The sequence below is a fragment of the Microbacterium sp. Y356 genome, assembly GCF_059445355.1.
Window position 1 is genome coordinate 109,247 of sequence record NZ_JCAIUE010000004.1, and the last position, 16,253, is coordinate 125,499.

The 16,253-nt window shown below is 63.8% G+C and carries 16 protein-coding genes and 1 tRNA gene; 5 read left to right on the forward strand and 12 right to left on the reverse strand.

All coding sequences use genetic code 11. The annotated features are described in order from the left end of the window. The first annotated feature begins 147 nt into the window (after window positions 1-147). Complete coding sequence (locus AC1C2Q_RS17755) at window positions 148-651, forward strand: DUF3145 domain-containing protein (protein ID WP_495451212.1); 504 nt, start codon at window positions 148-150, stop codon at window positions 649-651. Window positions 652-880: 229 nt separating this feature from the next. Here the strand turns inward: AC1C2Q_RS17755 and AC1C2Q_RS17760 are convergent, their stop codons facing one another. From AC1C2Q_RS17760 to aceE, 6 genes are all read right to left on the reverse strand, one after another. Further along, entirely contained in the window at window positions 881-2,116 is a 1,236-nt protein-coding gene (locus AC1C2Q_RS17760) for a beta-ketoacyl-[acyl-carrier-protein] synthase family protein (protein WP_495451213.1), read from the reverse strand. 95 nt (window positions 2,117-2,211) lie between these two features. After that, window positions 2,212-2,460 (reverse strand): acyl carrier protein, encoded by a 249-nt coding sequence (locus AC1C2Q_RS17765; protein ID WP_495428801.1) that lies wholly within the window; start codon window positions 2,458-2,460, stop codon window positions 2,212-2,214. A 68-nt stretch (window positions 2,461-2,528) separates the two neighbouring features. After that, a complete protein-coding gene (locus AC1C2Q_RS17770; RefSeq protein ID WP_495428802.1) occupies window positions 2,529-3,530 on the reverse strand; it encodes a beta-ketoacyl-ACP synthase III in 1,002 nt (333 codons plus the stop codon). After that, window positions 3,527-4,447 carry an ACP S-malonyltransferase gene (locus tag AC1C2Q_RS17775; RefSeq protein ID WP_495451214.1) on the reverse strand — a complete coding sequence of 307 codons (921 nt, stop codon included), beginning with the start codon at window positions 4,445-4,447 and terminating at the stop codon, window positions 3,527-3,529. The genes AC1C2Q_RS17770 and AC1C2Q_RS17775 overlap by 4 nt, the downstream gene beginning before the upstream one ends. A 96-nt stretch (window positions 4,448-4,543) precedes the next feature. Further along, window positions 4,544-5,737, reverse strand: coding sequence for a PucR family transcriptional regulator (locus AC1C2Q_RS17780; RefSeq protein ID WP_495431645.1), 1,194 nt, complete (start codon window positions 5,735-5,737; stop codon window positions 4,544-4,546). Window positions 5,738-5,768: 31 nt separating this feature from the next. After that, window positions 5,769-8,495, reverse strand: coding sequence for a pyruvate dehydrogenase (acetyl-transferring), homodimeric type (gene aceE, locus AC1C2Q_RS17785; protein ID WP_495451215.1), 2,727 nt, complete (start codon window positions 8,493-8,495; stop codon window positions 5,769-5,771). Between the two features lie 153 nt (window positions 8,496-8,648). On the opposite strand from aceE, the gene AC1C2Q_RS17790 reads away from it, so the two are divergent. Further along, a tRNA-Val gene (locus AC1C2Q_RS17790) sits at window positions 8,649-8,724 on the forward strand. A 71-nt stretch (window positions 8,725-8,795) separates the two neighbouring features. Here AC1C2Q_RS17790 and AC1C2Q_RS17795 read toward each other — a convergent pair. The 4 genes from AC1C2Q_RS17795 to AC1C2Q_RS17810 all read right to left on the reverse strand — a co-directional run bounded on the left by AC1C2Q_RS17795 (window position 8,796) and on the right by AC1C2Q_RS17810 (window position 12,251). Continuing rightward, a complete protein-coding gene (locus tag AC1C2Q_RS17795) occupies window positions 8,796-9,461 on the reverse strand; it encodes a TetR/AcrR family transcriptional regulator (protein ID WP_495451216.1) in 666 nt (221 codons plus the stop codon). Further along, window positions 9,454-10,485 (reverse strand): medium chain dehydrogenase/reductase family protein, encoded by a 1,032-nt coding sequence (locus AC1C2Q_RS17800; protein ID WP_495451217.1) that lies wholly within the window; start codon window positions 10,483-10,485, stop codon window positions 9,454-9,456. The genes AC1C2Q_RS17795 and AC1C2Q_RS17800 overlap by 8 nt, the downstream gene beginning before the upstream one ends. A 165-nt stretch (window positions 10,486-10,650) precedes the next feature. Continuing rightward, on the reverse strand, window positions 10,651-11,679 hold the full coding sequence (locus AC1C2Q_RS17805; protein WP_495451218.1) for an NADPH:quinone reductase: 1,029 nt from the start codon (window positions 11,677-11,679) through the stop codon (window positions 10,651-10,653). A 71-nt stretch (window positions 11,680-11,750) separates the two neighbouring features. Next, the gene (locus AC1C2Q_RS17810) at window positions 11,751-12,251 is read right to left on the reverse strand and encodes a MarR family winged helix-turn-helix transcriptional regulator (RefSeq protein WP_495451219.1); all 501 of its coding nucleotides are present in this window, start codon (window positions 12,249-12,251) and stop codon (window positions 11,751-11,753) included. Window positions 12,252-12,388: 137 nt separating this feature from the next. On the opposite strand from AC1C2Q_RS17810, the gene AC1C2Q_RS17815 reads away from it, so the two are divergent. After that, a complete protein-coding gene (locus AC1C2Q_RS17815) occupies window positions 12,389-13,147 on the forward strand; it encodes an SDR family NAD(P)-dependent oxidoreductase (RefSeq protein WP_495451220.1) in 759 nt (252 codons plus the stop codon). Between the two features lie 46 nt (window positions 13,148-13,193). Here AC1C2Q_RS17815 and AC1C2Q_RS17820 read toward each other — a convergent pair whose 3' ends face one another. Next, complete coding sequence (locus AC1C2Q_RS17820) at window positions 13,194-13,970, reverse strand: helix-turn-helix domain-containing protein (RefSeq protein ID WP_495451221.1); 777 nt, start codon at window positions 13,968-13,970, stop codon at window positions 13,194-13,196. Window positions 13,971-14,099: 129 nt separating this feature from the next. Here AC1C2Q_RS17820 and AC1C2Q_RS17825 point away from each other — a divergent pair, with 129 nt between their 5' ends. Continuing rightward, window positions 14,100-14,906, forward strand: coding sequence for a class I SAM-dependent methyltransferase (locus tag AC1C2Q_RS17825; protein ID WP_495451222.1), 807 nt, complete (start codon window positions 14,100-14,102; stop codon window positions 14,904-14,906). Between the two features lie 45 nt (window positions 14,907-14,951). Here the strand turns inward: AC1C2Q_RS17825 and AC1C2Q_RS17830 are convergent, their stop codons facing one another. Next, window positions 14,952-15,791, reverse strand: a complete 840-nt coding sequence (locus AC1C2Q_RS17830) for an aldo/keto reductase (RefSeq protein WP_495451223.1) — start codon at window positions 15,789-15,791, stop codon at window positions 14,952-14,954. Window positions 15,792-15,841: 50 nt separating this feature from the next. On the opposite strand from AC1C2Q_RS17830, the gene AC1C2Q_RS17835 reads away from it, so the two are divergent. After that, window positions 15,842-16,216 (forward strand): YchJ family protein, encoded by a 375-nt coding sequence (locus AC1C2Q_RS17835; RefSeq protein WP_495451224.1) that lies wholly within the window; start codon window positions 15,842-15,844, stop codon window positions 16,214-16,216. The last annotated feature ends 37 nt before the right edge of the window (window positions 16,217-16,253 follow it).

Consider the following 16,253-nt stretch of genomic DNA (forward strand, 5'->3'; position numbering starts at 1 on the left):
CTCCGGGAGGAACTTACAGTCCAACGGAAATCACAAGCTTGTGATTTCCGTTGGACTGGGCGATAATCGCCATATAACTGGATACTCTCGCCACACTTCGTTGGCTTAGGTCGTTGGGGAAGACGCACCTGAAGAAACGGAGAGATCATGGCGACGGCTTACGCACGCGGAGTGGTGTACATCCACTCTGCACCTCGCGCGCTCTGCCCGCACCTTGAATGGGCGGTGGGACGCGCTATCGGTCGCGCGGTGAACTTCGACTGGGCTGAGCAGCCCGTGCTCGAAGGGTCTCGTCGTGCCGAGTTCTACTGGGACGGCCCAGTCGGCACAGGCGCTGCTCTCGCGACCGCGATCCGTGGTTGGGAGCACTTGCGCTTCGAAGTCTCTGAAGATCCCACGCCACGCAGTGACGGCGGACGCTGGCTGCACACGCCAGATCTTGGCATCCACTACGCGCAGACCGATGCCGCTGGCAACATCGTCATCGGCGAGGATCGCATCCGGTACGCCATGGAGATCGCCGCCGGCAGTGCGGTGGAGCTTCAGCGTGAACTCGATGTCGCACTCGGTTCCGCATGGGACGTAGAACTCGAGCCTTTCCGTCACGCCAGCGACGACTCCAGCGTCGTGTGGCTGCACAAGGTCGGCTGATCGCGTCTGGCGAATTGGTCGGCTATCAAGACTCGGGCGTCGGGAGGCGTCAGTATCGGATGCCGGTGAGTGATCCCGGACTCTGAGAACGCGAATCCCGCCCCGTACGACGAAGGCCTCGCCCCGAATGAATCGGGGACGAGGCCTTTCGTCATGCTGCAGCGCGAGAGCGTGTCTCACAACTCGCGGGTAGTCAGGTTCGCGACCCGCCGCTTCTGTGACGCGCTCATCAGCCTTCGTAATCAGCGAACGCGGCGACAGCGTTGTGGCCGCCGAAGCCGAAGGAGTTGCTGATCGCGAGCTGCGGACCGTCACCGAGAGGCTGCGGGTCGCCGGAGATGAGCAGCGGAATCTCCGGATCCTGCGTGCTGAGGTTGATCGTCGGCGGGGCAACGCGGTTCTGAATGGCGAGGATCGTGAAGATCGCCTCCAGGGCGCCGGTGCCGCCGAGCAGGTGACCGGTGGACGATTTGGTCGCGGACACGGGGATCTCATGCACACGATCGCCGATGACGCTCTTCAGCGCCGCGTACTCGTTCGGATCTCCGACCGGGGTCGACGTCGCGTGCGCGTTGATGTGCGTGATCTCGTCAGGCGTGCGGCCAGCGGCGTCGAGCGCGAGCTTCACTGCCCGTGCGGCCCCCTCTGGGGCGTTCGCGGTGATGTGGAATGCGTCGGCGGTGACGCCACCGCCGACGAGCTCGGCGTAGATCTTCGCGCCGCGCGCCTTGGCATGTTCTTCCGTCTCGAGGATGAGCACAGCGGCGCCCTCACCCATGACGAATCCGTCGCGGTCCTCAGAATAGGGACGCGAAGCGGTCGCCGGGTCATCGTTTCGACGCGAGAGCGCCTGCATCGAGGCGAAGGATGCAATCGTGATCGGGTGGATGGCCGACTCCGTGCCTCCGGCGATCACAACATCCGCGAGCCCTGACTGCAGGTGCTCGTAGGCATTGACGAGAGATTCGGTGCTCGACGCGCACGCCGACGCGACAGTGCGGGCGAAGGCGCGAGCGGTGAAGTGAAGTGAGAGGTTGCCTGCAGCCGAGTTCGGCATGAGCATGGGCACCGTCATTGGCATGACTCGCCGGGGACCCTTTTCGCGCAGCGTGTCCCATGCATCCAACAGCGTCCACACGCCGCCGATGCCGGTCGCGAAGTCGACGCCGAGTCGCTCTGGATCGACATCGGGAGAGCCGGCGTCTGCCCAGGCCTCCATCGCCGCGATCAGCGCGAACTGTGAGGACGGGTCCAGCCGCTTGGCAACCGGTCGCGCCAGGACTTCTTCCGGGCGAACCATCGCCTCGGCAGCGAACGTCACTGGCAGCTCCAACTCGGCCACCCATTCGTGTTCCAGGGTCTTTCCGCCGGACATGCCAGCAAGAAGATTGGTCCAGTTTTCGGGGGCCGTACCGCCGATGGCTGAGCTGGCGCCGATACCGGTGACGACGATGCGCTTGGTCATTGCGTGTAGTTCCTTGTCGAACGGGTGGTTCTCGAATGAAGGGGAGGCAGAGGATGCCACGCCCCGCGCGCGGCGAGGGTGGCATCCATCAGGTATTACTCCTGGCCGGCGACGATGAAGTTGACGGCGTCAGCGACCGTCTTGAGGTTCTTGACCTCGTCGTCGGGGATGGTGACGCCGAACTTCTCCTCGGCGTTGACGACAATCGTCATCATCGAGATCGAGTCGATGTCGAGGTCATCGGTGAAGGACTTCTCGAGGACGACCTCGGATGCCTCAATGCCGGTCTCATCGGTGACGAGCTCTGCGAGGCCGGCGAGGACCTCATCGTTGGTGAAAGCCATGTGGTTTTCCTCTTTCTTGCGGGTTGTAATCGGAACCGTTGAATAGTTTAGGCAACGGTAGACGTAGATCAGGGAAGGACGACGACCTGTGCCGCGAATACGAGCCCAGCGCCGAAGCCGATCTGGAGCGCGAGACCCCCCGAAAGCTCGGGATGTTCGGTGAGCAAACGGTGGCTTGCGAGCGGGATGGATGCCGCTGACGTGTTGCCGGTGGTCTCGATATCACGCGCGATCACCGTGGTCTCAGGAAGCTTCAGCTGCTTCGCGAACTCGTCGATGATGCGCATGTTGGCCTGATGTGGAATGAAGGCCGCGAGGTCGGATGCCTCGATTCCAGCGACGTCGAGCGCCTGGCGAGCGACCTTCGCCATGTCCCAGACGGCCCAACGGAACACCGTGGGGCCTTCTTGGCGCAGGGTCGGCCAGGGCGCCTGGCCGTCGCGGAACTCGGTGAGCGTGTGGTTCATCCCGACTGCGTCGGCTTTCGAGCCGTCAGAGCCCCACACGACAGGTGCGATGGCAGGAGTCTCGCTGGGGCCGATGAGTGCAGCGCCAGCACCGTCGCCGAGAAGGAAGGAGATGCTGCGGTCCGCCGGGTCGACGACATCGGAGAGCTTCTCCGTGCCGATCACGAGCGCGTAGTGCGCAGCGCCTGCGCGGATCAGCGCGTCGGCCTGGGCGATCCCGTATGCGTAGCCTGCGCACGCTGCGTTGGAGTCATAGGCCGCTGCCGGATTAGCTCCTACGCGGTCAGCGACGATTGCCGCAGCCGACGGCGTCTGCTTCGGGTTGCTGATCGTCGCCACGATGACGAGGTCGATCTTCGCCGGATCGATACCGGAGCGTTCGATGGCTTCTTTGGCGGCGATGGTGGCGAGATCGATCGCATCGGTCTCCGGGATGGCGCGTGCACGGGTGATGATGCCTGTGCGCTGGCGGATCCACTCGTCGCTGGAGTCGATCGGACCGATCAGGTCTTCATTTGGCACAGCGTTCTCGCCGCGCGCCGCACCGTAGGCGAGGATGCGGGTGTACTGCGGACCTGTGGATTGCTTCAGTGTGGGGGTCATGCGGCTGCTCCGTTCAGCAGCCCAGCTGCTGCATCGAGGTCTTCCGGGGTCTTCACTGCGACGGTGGGAGTGCCACGCAGGCCACGCTTGGCGAGGCCAGTGAGCGCGCCGGCAGGTGCCAGCTCGATCAGGCCGGTGATGCCGTTGTCCGCGAACGACGACATGCACAGATCCCACCGCACCGGGGAAGAGACCTGGTTCACAATGAGTTCGAGTGCATTCGCGCCGGAGGTGACGATCGAGCCGTCCTTATTCGTCCAGAGCGTGGTCTGCGGGTCGCGCGGGGTGACATCGGCGACGGCGCTACGCAGCGCATCGACCGCCGATTCCATGTACTCGGTGTGGAATGCCCCGGCGACCTGAAGCGGGATCACGCGAGTGCCCTTGACGGGTTCCTCAGCGAGCTTGGCAAGTGCGGGCAGAGTTCCTGCCACCACGATCTGGCCGCCGCCGTTGTAGTTTGCCGGCGACAGTCCGAGTTCAGCGAGGCGAGCCAGTACTGTCTGCTCGTCGCCGCCGATGACCGCGCTCATCCCGGTCGGAGTCTGTGCCGCGGCATCCGCCATGGCGCGTCCTCGAACGCCCACGAGGCGCATCGTCTCTTCTGCCGAGACGACGCCAGCTTCTGCCAGCGCGGCGAACTCGCCGACAGAGTGACCAGCAACACCATCCGGAGTCCGCCCAGCACGCGCAGCGAGCGCCTGCGCGGCGACAAGGGAAGCGGCGACGATGAGTGGCTGCGCGATGCGCGTGTCCTTGATCGTGTCGGCATCCGATTCGGTGCCGTGCAGAATCAGATCGACCTCAGCGGCCTCCGAGTAGGCGGCGAGTCGGTCAGCGACACCATCCAGCTCGAGCCAGGGGGCGAGGAAGCCGGGGGTCTGTGAGCCCTGTCCGGGGCAAGCGACGACAATCACTTACCCAGTCTGCCAACGATCCGCCAGAACCGGTGGATGATTCATCACAAGATTGTGCAAATCGTTTGTGTGTGGCGTACAGCGGGTCCGGCAGTGTCAGCGTGCGCGGCGTCCGCTGGAGCGTCGACGCACCGACTCGGTGGTACCGATGGAGCCCAAAATCAACGCCGTCTGCAGAATCAAAGCTTCGCGCGGTCCGGTGGCATCCCAGCCGATGACTTCGCTCACGCGCTTGAGGCGGTAGCGCACGGTATTCGGATGCACGAACAACTCGCGAGCGGTCGCCTCGAGAGATCGACCGTTGTCGAGATAGCTCCACAGCGTGGTGACGAGGTCTGTGGAATGTGCCTGGAGCGGGCGATAGATCCGGTCGATCAACGTCTGCTTCGCGAGTGGATCGCCGGCGAGTGCCCGTTCGGGCAGCAGGTCGTCTGCTTCAACAGGGCGGGGAGCGGTGCGCCACGCTCGTGCGACGGCGAATCCGGCCAGTGCTGCGCGGGCGCTCTGCCCGGCATCCACCAGCGCCGCCACAGGTGGGCCAAGCACGACATATCCGGGGCCGAACGACGGCTCGAGTCGCGTGGCGATCTCATCGAAGGAGAGATCGTCATCTTCCTCTTCGCGACCGGCGATCTGGGCGCGACCGAGTACGAGCACGAGGCGGGACCCCTGCACTCCGATGAGCACGTCGACAGACAACTTGCGCGCCGTGCGACGCACATGGTCGACATCGAACTGTGGCGGTGTGGTGCCGACAAGCACGCAGACCTCGCCGTGACCGTGCCAGCCGAGTGCGGCGATACGGCTGGGAAGCTCCTCATCGGCTTCGCCGGTGAGGATCGAGTCGACGACGAGCGCCTCCAGGCGCGCATCCCAGAGTCCACGTGCCTCGGCAGCGCGTGCGTACACATCCGCAGCTGCGAAGGCGACGTCGCGGGAGTACAACAGAATCGCCTCGCGCAGGTTCTCACCCTTGCCGGCGATGCGCTCTTCCGTGATCGAGACGGTGACCCGGATCAGCTGCAGCGTCTGCGTAAGACTCACACTGCGAAGCAGTTCGCGCGGAGCCGCCGCGAAGATGTCGGCAGCGATCCACGGCGTCGAATCTGGATCATCGAACCACTGGATGAACGACGTGATGCCCGCCTGGGCCACCAGCCCGACCGCAGAGCGGCGGGCCGGTGGCATCTCGGCGTACCAGGGCAGCGTGTCTTCAAGGCGCTGAATAGTCGCCGTGGCGATGTCGCCGGAGATCCGGCGCAGCCAAGCGAGCGTCGTTGCCTTGTCCATCGATGTGGGAGACGATCCGGTCACCGGCGACTCAGCTATCGCCGCCGGCGTTCCCGCTCGTACCAGCATTGACGTTGTGCAGGTCGTACTTCGCGATCGCCTGAGCGATCACGGAGCGGTCGACCTGTCCCTTGTCAGCGAGGCCTTGAAGAGCGCGAACCGCCATCGACGGACCGTCGATCTTGAAGAATCGACGGGCAGCGGCACGAGTGTCCGCGAAGCCGAAGCCATCAGCACCGAGCGTGTAGTAATCGCCCGGGATCCACTGACGAACCTGATCCTGCACTGCGTGCATGAAGTCGCTCGTCGCGACGAATGGACCCTCAGCACCCTGCAGCTTCTGCGTGATGTACGCGAGGCGCGGCTCTTGCTCAGGGTGCAGGAAGTTGTGCTCGTCGGCGGCGAGGCCGTCACGGCGCAGCTCGTTCCAGCTGGTCACGGACCAGACGTCGCTGGCGACGCCCCAGTCCTTGGCCAACAGTTCCTGCGCCTCCAGGGCCCACGGCACGCCGACGCCCGACGCGAGCAGCTGGACGCGGGGGCCTTCGCCCTCGCCCTCGGAAACCCGGTGGATGCCCTTGAGGATGCCATCGACATCGACATTCTCGGGCTCAGCGGGCTGCTTGAACGGCTCGTTGTAAACGGTGATGTAGTACATGACGTCCGGGTCAGCGTGCGTTCCGCCGTACATCCGCTCGATACCGGCCTGCACGATGTGTGCGACCTCGTATCCGTATGCGGGGTCGTACGTGACCGTCGCCGGGTTGGTCGATGAGAGTAGCGGAGAGTGACCGTCAGCGTGCTGCGTTCCCTCACCGGTCAGCGTGGTGCGACCTGCGGTGGCGCCGATCACGAAACCACGCGCCATCTGGTCGCCTGCGGCCCAGAAGGCATCGCCGGTGCGCTGGTAGCCGAACATCGAGTAGAAGATGTAGATCGGGATCAGCGGCTCGCCGTGCGTCGAGTACGAGGTGCCGGTCGCGGTGAAGGCTGCAGTACCGCCGGCCTCGTTGATCCCGACGTGCATGATCTTGCCCTGCGGGCTCTCCTTGTAGGCAAGGAGCAGCTCGCGGTCGACGGCGGTGTAGTTCTGGCCGTTCGGGTTGTAGATCTTCGCCGTCGGGAAGTACGCATCCATACCGAACGTGCGCGCCTCATCCGGGATGATCGGCACGATTCGCTCGCCGAAGCCCTTGACCTTCATGAGGTCCTTGAGCATGCGGACGAACGCCATCGTCGTGGCGACTTCCTGGTTGCCAGAACCCTTCTTCGGGAACGCGTAGTCCTTGTCCTCGGGGAGCGTGAGCCCCACGTGGGTGGTGCGACGCTCCGGAAGGAAGCCACCAAGGTCATGACGGCGGTCCAGCATGTACTGGATCGTCTCGTCCTTCGCCCCAGGGTTGAAGTACGGCGGACGGTACGGGTCGGCTTCGAGCTGAGAATCCGTAATCGGAATCTGCATGGTGTCGCGGAAGAGCTTGAGGTCTTCCAGCGTCATCTTCTTCATCTGGTGCGTCGCGTTGCGCCCCTCAAAGTGCGGACCGAGGCCGTAGCCCTTCACAGTCTTCGCGAGGATGACGGTCGGCTGGCCCTTGTGCTCTGTCGCTGCCTTGTAAGCGGCATACACCTTGCGGTAGTCGTGGCCGCCGCGACGCAGCTTCCAGATCTGGTCGTCGGTGTAGTCCTTGACCAGGGCGGCGGTGCGCTCGTCGCGACCGAAGAAGTGCTCGCGCACGAAGGCGCCGCTCTCGGCCTTGTAGGTCTGGTAGTCACCATCCGGGGTGACGTTCATGAGGTTCAGCAGCGCACCGTCGGTGTCGCGGGCGAGCAGGTCATCCCACTCGCGTCCCCATACGGTCTTGATGACGTTCCAGCCGGCGCCGCGGAAGTACGACTCCAGCTCCTGGATGATCTTGCCGTTGCCTCGTACAGGCCCGTCGAGACGCTGGAGGTTGCAGTTGATCACGAAGGTCAGATTGTCGAGGCCCTCGTTCGCTGCGACCTGCAGCTGACCGCGCGACTCGACCTCGTCCATTTCGCCGTCACCGAGGAACGCCCACACGTGGGAGTCTGCGACGTCCTTGATGCCACGGTTGGCGAGGTACTTATTCGTCATCGCCTGGTAGATCGCGTTGATCGGTCCCAGACCCATCGACACGGTCGGGAACTGCCAGAACTCCGGCATCATGCGCGGGTGCGGGTAGGAGGGGATGCCGTTCGGCGACGCGGACTTCTCCTGCCGGAAGCCGTCGAGCTGGTTCTCGCTCAGACGGCCTTCGAGGAAGGCCCGAGCGTACATGCCGGGGGAGGCGTGACCCTGGTAGAAGATCTGGTCACCGCCGGCCGCGTCGCCCTGCCCGCGGAAGAAGTGGTTGTGGCCGACCTCATACAGCGACGCCGCCGAGGCGTAGGTCGAGATGTGACCGCCGACGCCGATGCCGGGGCGCTGTGCGCGGTGCACCGTGATCGCGGCGTTCCACCGGATCCAGTGGCGGTAGCGACGCTCGAGTTCTTCATCACCGGGGAAGTCCGGCTCGTTCTCGGACGCGATGGTGTTGATGTAGTCCGTGGTCGGAACCATCGGGACGTTGAGGTGCAGCTCTTTCGAGCGCTTGAGCATGCTGAGCATGATCTCGCGACCGCGCCCCGGGCCCTTCACATCGACGAGCTCGTCGAGTGACTGCTGCCACTCGCCGGTCTCCTCCGGGTCACTGTCGAGGGGGCCCTGGGAGTACGGATCCTGGTCGTGAACGGTCACGTGGAGCCTTTCGTCAAGCTGGCAGGTCTTGCCAAGGAAACGGGAAGCGACGCGGGGAGCCTTGTCGGCTCGGCACAACGCGCGCCGCAATCAGCCTAGTCCTGTTCATCGGTGTCGTCGCACATCTTCGGCATGGATAGAATGGATGCACCAGGGCCTGTAGCTCAGCTGGTAGAGCGCCACGTTTACACCGTGGATGTCGTCGGTTCGATCCCGGCCGGGCCCACCATATAGCTCCGCACCGCGCTCGTGTTCGCTTGTCTGACTGCCCATTTTCCTACGGTAGAAAGCGGCAAGGACTCATCGCAGTCGTGCGAGCGACGTCACAATCACCTCATCCGTAGACGGCGGCCATGGAAACAGCGGTGCCGTTTCGCGCAGTCCGGCCAGGCCGTGCAGTGCCACCCAGACGGCCGTGACGTCTTGTTTGACGTCGGCACTTCCCGAAGAGCCGTCGTCCACACACGCCTGCAACGCATCAACGAATAAGGCGTAGAGGTGCATCCCGATTCCGCGGAGGCGTTCGTCGTCGGCCGGATGCAGCTCCAACGCGTCAGCGGCGTTCCACACTCCGCCGAACATCACGCGATACAGGTGCGGACGTTCCTGCGCGAAGTCGAGATATCCGGCGCAAATCGCGCGGAACCCCGCGACCACGTTGCTTTGTTCATCTCTTCGCTTGGTAAGCGCGACGAAAAGCTCATCGAATGCCTGCTCGGCTACCGCGAACATGATGGCGTCGAGATCATCGAAATGACGATAGATCGAAGGAGCGGCAACTCCGGCCCGTCGAGCTATGGACCGCAACGTGACCGTCTCACCGTCGGCAATGAGCTGGCGCGTTGCCTCGAGGAGTTCGGTATGCAGCCGAGCACCCTTGCCGCGCGGATTTCGTTGACGCCCGTGTCTGGCGGATTCGTGTTCTCCCACGTTCTCGAGTGCGAGTCCGTCGTGGTTGTCACGCATCGGCGACCACCACCACTTTTCCAGCCACGGTCCGCGACTCGGCGAGTTGTACCGCGGACACGATTTGGGAGAGGGGGAATCTGCCGGCGATACGCGGACGGATCGCTCCAGACCCCAAGATGCGGAGCACGTTCGTCAAGGCATCCTGCTGGCGTGCGATTAATCGCTCTGGGCGACGTTTTCCCGCCCAGAAATTGTAGAGTTGTGCCGACTTTCCGTTCGGAACAGCGCTCCACACCACGATGCGCGCGAGCAATCGCACAAGGGGGAGCTTCCCTTCACCTTCGGAGTCTTTCGTGGAGGCACTACCGTACGACACCAGGGCGCCGCCGCGCCGCAACAGCTGCCACGAATTCACCAGGCCCTGGCCGCCGACGTGATCGAACACAGCGTCGACGCCCTCGGGTGCGAGCCGGCGAATTTGCTCGTACATGTCGGGGTCGTGGTAATCCACGGCTTTCGCCCCCAGATCCTCCAGGAGCGCGTGGTGTCGGCTCGACGCCGTGCCGATGACTCCGATGCCGGCATGTCGAGCCAACTGCACGAGCGTGCTGCCGACGCCGCCGTTTGCTCCCAGAACGACGATAGTTTCGCCCGCTCGGACAGCGGCGGAATGATGCAGCATCTGCCAGGCAGTGATGCCGTTAACGAGGAGAGCCTCGACCTCGGAGGGGTCCAGCCCGGCCGGAACGGTGAGCAGCGATGCGCGGGGGACAGTGACGTGTGTCGCCCACGCACCGATCTTGGTCACGACGGCGAATCGCTGCCCGACAATCGATGGATCAACACCTGCCCCGACGGCGACGGCCGTTCCCACGAGGTCGTATCCGGGTACGAACGGAAAGGCAGGCTGGTCGAAGTATGTTCCACGCCGCATCTGCTGCTCCGCGAAAGAAACCCCCGTTGCTTCCATCTGAAGCCGCACCTCGCCCGCCTGGGGTGCCAAAGGTTGCTGCTCGCGTATCTGCAAACCCTCGGGCTTGACCCGCGCGGGGAGCACCACTTCGATCGCTGGCGTGCTCATCGACGACTCCACGCAGCGACCTGAAAGTACACAGGCGCAGGTCGAGTCGAGATCTGTGCTGCGGATCTCTGAATAGTCATGGTTTCTCCGGATCTCGTCGATAAGTTTACAGGCGTTAGCTTATCTCTTAAGCTAACACGTGTAAAGAGACCGGGATCGGGAGACTCAGTCGTCGTCCTCCGTGACGCGAATGAGAACCTTGCCGATCGTGCCCTGTTGCACCGCGTCGTGAGCGGCGGCGGTCTCCTCTAATGGAAACCAGGTGAGGGGAAGCCCTGCTGCCGCACCGACAGGAAGCGCATCGTCCTCCAGCGCAGTCGTGATGTCTTCGACCGCCGCGGCGAGAGCCCCTTCTCCTACCGTGTACAGGAGCAATCCCTGCCAGCGGGCGTTCTTCGCGAAGGTTGTGATGATGGGGACCGTGATCGTGTCGCCTTTGTCGTTCGCGTAGAACGCGATCGCACCGTGGTTCGCCAGCACAGCGACATCCAAAGCGGCGTTCATGGCGGGCGAGACCTCGACGATGTGGTCGACGCCCGATGGGGCGACTTCGAGAATTCGTTCGGCCAGCCGGTCATCGGGATAGCGGAATACGTGGTGCGCGCCGGCGGCGCGGGCGAGTTCCTCCTTCTCATCGCTGCTGACGGTCGTGAGAACTTTTGCGCCTGCCCAGACGGCGAGCTGGATGGCAGCATGGCCGACGGCGCCTGCTCCACCCTGAACGAGGACCGTCCGATCGGCGAGCGCGCCGGGGGAGAGCCGCGATGGGCCGTGCTCGTGGACGGTGAGCGCGCGATGCGCAGTCATTGCCGGCACACCGAGACTCGCAGCGACGTCGAAACCGATCCCATCCGGAAGCCGGACGGCGCGCGCGGCGGGAACGATAGTGACGTCCTGAGCGGTCCCGGTCGGACGCTCGTGTGCAGCGAGGTATACCCACACGCGATCTCCGACCTGCAGGTCCCCGACATCGTCGCCGACCGCATCCACGATGCCGGCACCGTCCTGGTTCGGCACGACCTGATCGAATGGCATCGGCGTTCCCGAGGATGCTCGAGCCTTCCAATCAGTGGGATTCACGCCCGATGCGTGGATGCGGATGCGCACCTCGCCGGTGCCAGGCTGTCCTGCCTCGCGCTCGATCAACGTGAGCGTCTCTGAGCCGCCCTTGCCTGTGTACACGATTGCTCTCATGCCAGTTGCAAGCAGGCAACGCATGCGGGTATTCCCCGTTTATGCCTCCACGTGCCTGAGAAGGCGCGTCTTCAAGGATTCGCTCCGGCGGCGGGCTGCCAGCCTTCCTCTTCGCGGATGGCGCGCATGATTCGCCGACTGATCTCCTTTAACTGCTTCTTCTGCGACGAAGTCAGGGGGTCAAGGACCAGTCGATGGACAGTTCTCACGTGCCCGGGGCTCGCTTGATCGACTTTCGCTAGCCCGGCCTCTGTGAGCACCGCAAGCGTGTACCGGCCGTCGGTGGGATCTGGTGTTCGCAGCACCCACCCGCGTTTCTCCAGGCGCGCGGCGGCGCGCGACAGCCTGGACAGCGAACTGTTCGCGTAGTCGGCGAGCACGCTCATGCGAAGCGTGATCTCGGGAGCATTGGCGAGGGCGTACAGGATTCCATACTCGAAGTGCGTCACCTCTGAGTCGCCGAGCAGCTGGGCATCGAGCGCGGCAGGCAGCCACTCCAGGACGGTGGCCAGAGACGACCAGGTCTCCAGGTCATCGTCGCCGAGGACCGCGGGAACAGTGTGATCTGACATGTCAGCAGACTACGCGAAGCGCGGGGCCGCTGGCGGGCGTTTAACTTACTCAGGAAAGTTATGGTGGTAAAGTTTGACTTGACTGAGCAAGTGAATGGAGCATTGTGGAATTGAAACTAGGCGGCAGAAGAGCGTTCGTGAGCGGGTCGACGCAGGGGATCGGATACGCGATCGCGAGGGGGCTCCTCGCTGAAGGAGCGTCCGTCGTCATCAACGGGCGAAGCCAGGACAAGATCGACCACGCGGTACGCGAGCTGCGGGCGGGGAACCCCGACGCGCTCGTCTCAGGGATCGTCGCCGACTTCGAAGACCCACGGCAGACCGCACAGTTGGTCGATGCCCTCGGCGATATCGACATCCTGATCAACAACGTTGGACGCTTCGAACTCGCACCGTTCGAAGGCATCGCCGATGATGAATGGCAGCGCTACTTCGACATCAACGTCATGAGCGGCGTGCGACTGTCACGCCAGGCATTGCCGAGCATGCTCGAAAGGGGATGGGGTCGCATCGTCTTCATCGGCAGCGAGTCCGGGGTGAACGTCCCCGCAGACATGTTGCACTACGGGGTGACGAAGGCGGCGATGCTTGCCCTGAGCAACGGCCTCGCCAAGCTCACTCGCGGCACGGAAGTGACGGTGAACACGATCCTCGGCGGTCCGACCTACTCCGATGGCGTTGCAAACACGGTCGACCGGATCTCGCATGCTCAGGAGATGTCGACGGACGCACTGAAGGATGCCATCATCGCGGGAAATACGACATCCTTGCTGCAGCGGTTCATCGAACCCGAAGAGATCGCCAACCTGGCGCTCTACCTGGCGAGCCCGCTCTCGTCAGCGACGAACGGCGCGGCGCTGCGCGCTGACGGCGGCGTGTTGACAACGATGATCTGATCGCCTGGATGCCGGAAGGCCGGATCACCACTCACCATCCTGGTGCTCAGCGTGCTCCCGGTAGCCAGATGGTCATGCGCATTTTTTCTTCAGGGAGGTGCAGCACTTCGTAGCGACGGCCGACAATCTCACCGTCCTTACTGCGAACATGCTTGACCGAGGCGCGTCGACGCTCGACGATGTGCTCGTCCCACCAGTCACCGAAGAACTCACTTCGCTCACGTAGTTCTGCGACGAGTGCCTGCAGCTCATTGTCTTGAAGGTTCTCAGCGTTCGCGGCGCGGAGGTGAGCGACGGCCCCGCGGGTGATCTCCTCCCACTCCACGAAGACCTCGCGTGCCCGTTCGTCAGTCAATAGGTAGCGGCAGGTATTTCGCTGTCGCGCGGGAAGATCGGCAAAACCCTCGTATAGCGCCAGCCCTTCGGCGTTTGCTGCAACCATGCCGCTCAGGCGGTCGAGGACGTACGCAGGGTTAGGTCTGACGGCTTCGACCAGAGCGGCCATCCGTTCGACCAGCGCGGGGTCGTCTCCGCGCACGCTCCGAGAAGAAAGCGTCGCTCCGCGGAGGAGATAGAGATGTTCGTTGGCGTCTGGGGTTAGCTGGAGTGCACGGGAGATGGCATCCAACACCGAGTCGCTGGGGTGGGCTTCACGGCCCTGCTCGAGACGCGTGTAGTAGTCAACACTGATTCCGGAAGCGGCTGCAACTTCTTCACGGCGCAAGCCGGCGATGCGACGTCGATTCAAGCCGTCGGTTGTCGGGGGCTTTAATCCAGCATCCGCACGCCGAGCACGGAGAAATTCGCCAAGCTCGTTCGGCACTGCGGGTCTCCTCTGGTTCCGCCGCCGGTGAGGGGGTGCAGCGCTCCTAGGAAGTTTACGGTCTTCTGCTTACGCGGCGGGCTCGTGAAGCTGGCCTGAGCAGAGTCGACAATCTCAGGGAGCACGCGCATGGCGATCTACACACACGGCTATCACGAATCCGTTCTTCGTTCTCACCGCTCGCGCACGGCCGAAAACTCCGCGGCGTATCTGCTTCCGTTGCTGAGGCCTTCGGATCGCCTGCTGGACGTCGGCGCAGGCGCCGGCACAATCACCGCGGATCTCGCGGGACTCGTCGAACACGTCACCGCAACAGAGATCGGACCGGAGGAACTCGATCTCACACGCACGACCGTGATAGACCGCGGTGCGGCCAACGTCGACTTCCGGATCGCGGACGTACACGCGCTTGAGTTCGACGACGCGACCTTCGACGTTGTGCACGCGCATCAAGTGCTGCAACACATCGCCGACCCGGTACAGGCTCTGCGCGAGATGGTGCGTGTGACTAAACCCGGTGGCATCGTGGCAGTGCGCGACAGCGACTACGCCGGTTTCTGCTGGTGGCCGCAACTTCCCGCACTCGACACCTGGCTCGACCTTTACCGAAGCGCCGCCCGCGCCAACGGCGGCGAACCGGATGCCGGACGCCGGCTGCTGTCCTGGGCGCATGCCGCTGGACTGCACGACGTCACCGCCTCCTCGAGCACATGGTGTTACTCCGCCCCAGCTGAGCGCGACTGGTGGGGTGAAATGTGGGCCGACCGCATCCTCAACTCAGCGATCGCCGGACAACTCACCGATTCCGGCCTCGCGACAGAATCACAGTTGCGCGAGATCAGCGAGGCGTGGAAAGAGTGGGCTGCCGACGAGGACGGCTGGATCTCCATACTTCATGGCGAAATCATCTATCGCGTTGGCTCAGCCGGCCGGTGAGGGTGGCAGATCTGGTGCATCGGATCGACAGTGCACTGAGCCGGCTTAGGACTCCTCGTGCGTACGGGGGTCGGCGTCGAACAAACGGCCGTCGGCCCGTCCTAGCGCTGTAATCGCCGCGACCTCAGCGTCATCGAGAACGACGGATGCCGCCGCGAGGTTGGCCTGCTGATGCTCGAGCGAGGATGCCTTGGGAATCGCGACGGTCTCGCGCGCCACGTGCCAGGCGAGAATCGTTTGCACAGGGGAGATGCCGTGAGCCGCGGCGATCTCTGTGATCACCGGCTCTTGAATCAGCTCTCTGGCGCGACCGATGGGGCTCCATGCCTCAGTGATGATGCCGTGCTCGCGGTGATAGGCGAGCTGTTCTTCCTGCGGGAAGTACGGGTGCAGTTCGATCTGATTCACCACCGGACGCACGCCGGTCTCGCGCTCAATGCGTTCGAGATGCTCGGGGAGGAAGTTCGACACGCCGATCTGACGAACGACGCCGCGCTGCTGCGCATCAACCAGTGCGGCCCACGCCTGCACATACTCGTCTTGGATCGGGTTCGGCCAGTGGATGAGATGCAGATCTGTCACATCCACACCGAGACGGAATCGGCTCTCCTCGATGCTCGTGCGTGCCTTTTCGAACGGGTGATGGCGACCGGGGAGCTTCGTGGTGACGATGACTTCGGCGCGGTCGACGGTGGCATTCGCTGCACCTCGCCCCGCCGTGCCCTCGTTCTCGTAGTTGAATGCGGAGTCGATCAGTCGATAGCCGGCGTCGATTGCAGCCGAGATCGCGGCTGCGCCTGCGTCTCCGTTCAGGCGATACGTGCCGAAGCCGATCGCGGGAAGTTCGAATCCGTTGTGGGCGGTGCGGGTGGGAAGCGTGGTCATCTGTAATCTCCTTCGACGTCTGCAATCAGCGTACGCGGCACAATGGACTCATGCGCTGTCCCTGCCTATCCGGCGACACATACGAGTCGTGCTGCGGTCCCATCCACGCGGGCGACACGATGGCGCCCACCGCCGAGCGGCTCATGCGCTCGCGCTTCACTGCGTTCGCAGTGGGGGATGCCGAGTACCTCCTGCGCTCATGGCATCCATCGACACGGCCCGCAGAGATCACACTCGACCCGGCGGTTCGCTGGACGCGGCTGGATATCCTCGACACTGAATCCGGCGGACCGTTTGACACGACAGGTGTGGTCGAGTTCGAGGCGTTCTATCGGGAGGACGGGAAGCAGGCATCCCAGACTGAGCGGAGTCGGTTCGTACGAGAGAACCGGATTTGGACGTATCTGGATGGCGCACCCGGCTGACCGAGCCGAACGGCGGATGTCCCCGCCCACGGGTAGA

Excerpts from the sequence above, each read along its gene's own strand:
- AC1C2Q_RS17825 (WP_495451222.1), top strand. The coding sequence starts at position 14,100 with ATGGCGATCTACACACACGGCTATCACGAATCCGTTCTTCGTTCTCAC.
- AC1C2Q_RS17805 (WP_495451218.1), bottom strand. The coding sequence starts at position 11,679 with ATGAGAGCAATCGTGTACACAGGCAAGGGCGGCTCAGAGACGCTCACG.
- AC1C2Q_RS17765 (WP_495428801.1), bottom strand. The coding sequence starts at position 2,460 with ATGGCTTTCACCAACGATGAGGTCCTCGCCGGCCTCGCAGAGCTCGTC.
- AC1C2Q_RS17810 (WP_495451219.1), bottom strand. The coding sequence starts at position 12,251 with ATGTCAGATCACACTGTTCCCGCGGTCCTCGGCGACGATGACCTGGAG.
- AC1C2Q_RS17795 (WP_495451216.1), bottom strand. The coding sequence starts at position 9,461 with ATGCGTGACAACCACGACGGACTCGCACTCGAGAACGTGGGAGAACAC.
- AC1C2Q_RS17760 (WP_495451213.1), bottom strand. The coding sequence starts at position 2,116 with ATGACCAAGCGCATCGTCGTCACCGGTATCGGCGCCAGCTCAGCCATC.
- AC1C2Q_RS17830 (WP_495451223.1), bottom strand. The coding sequence starts at position 15,791 with ATGACCACGCTTCCCACCCGCACCGCCCACAACGGATTCGAACTTCCC.
- AC1C2Q_RS17800 (WP_495451217.1), bottom strand. The coding sequence starts at position 10,485 with ATGAGCACGCCAGCGATCGAAGTGGTGCTCCCCGCGCGGGTCAAGCCC.
- AC1C2Q_RS17835 (WP_495451224.1), top strand. The coding sequence starts at position 15,842 with ATGCGCTGTCCCTGCCTATCCGGCGACACATACGAGTCGTGCTGCGGT.
- AC1C2Q_RS17780 (WP_495431645.1), bottom strand. The coding sequence starts at position 5,737 with ATGGACAAGGCAACGACGCTCGCTTGGCTGCGCCGGATCTCCGGCGAC.
- AC1C2Q_RS17755 (WP_495451212.1), top strand. The coding sequence starts at position 148 with ATGGCGACGGCTTACGCACGCGGAGTGGTGTACATCCACTCTGCACCT.
- AC1C2Q_RS17770 (WP_495428802.1), bottom strand. The coding sequence starts at position 3,530 with ATGACCCCCACACTGAAGCAATCCACAGGTCCGCAGTACACCCGCATC.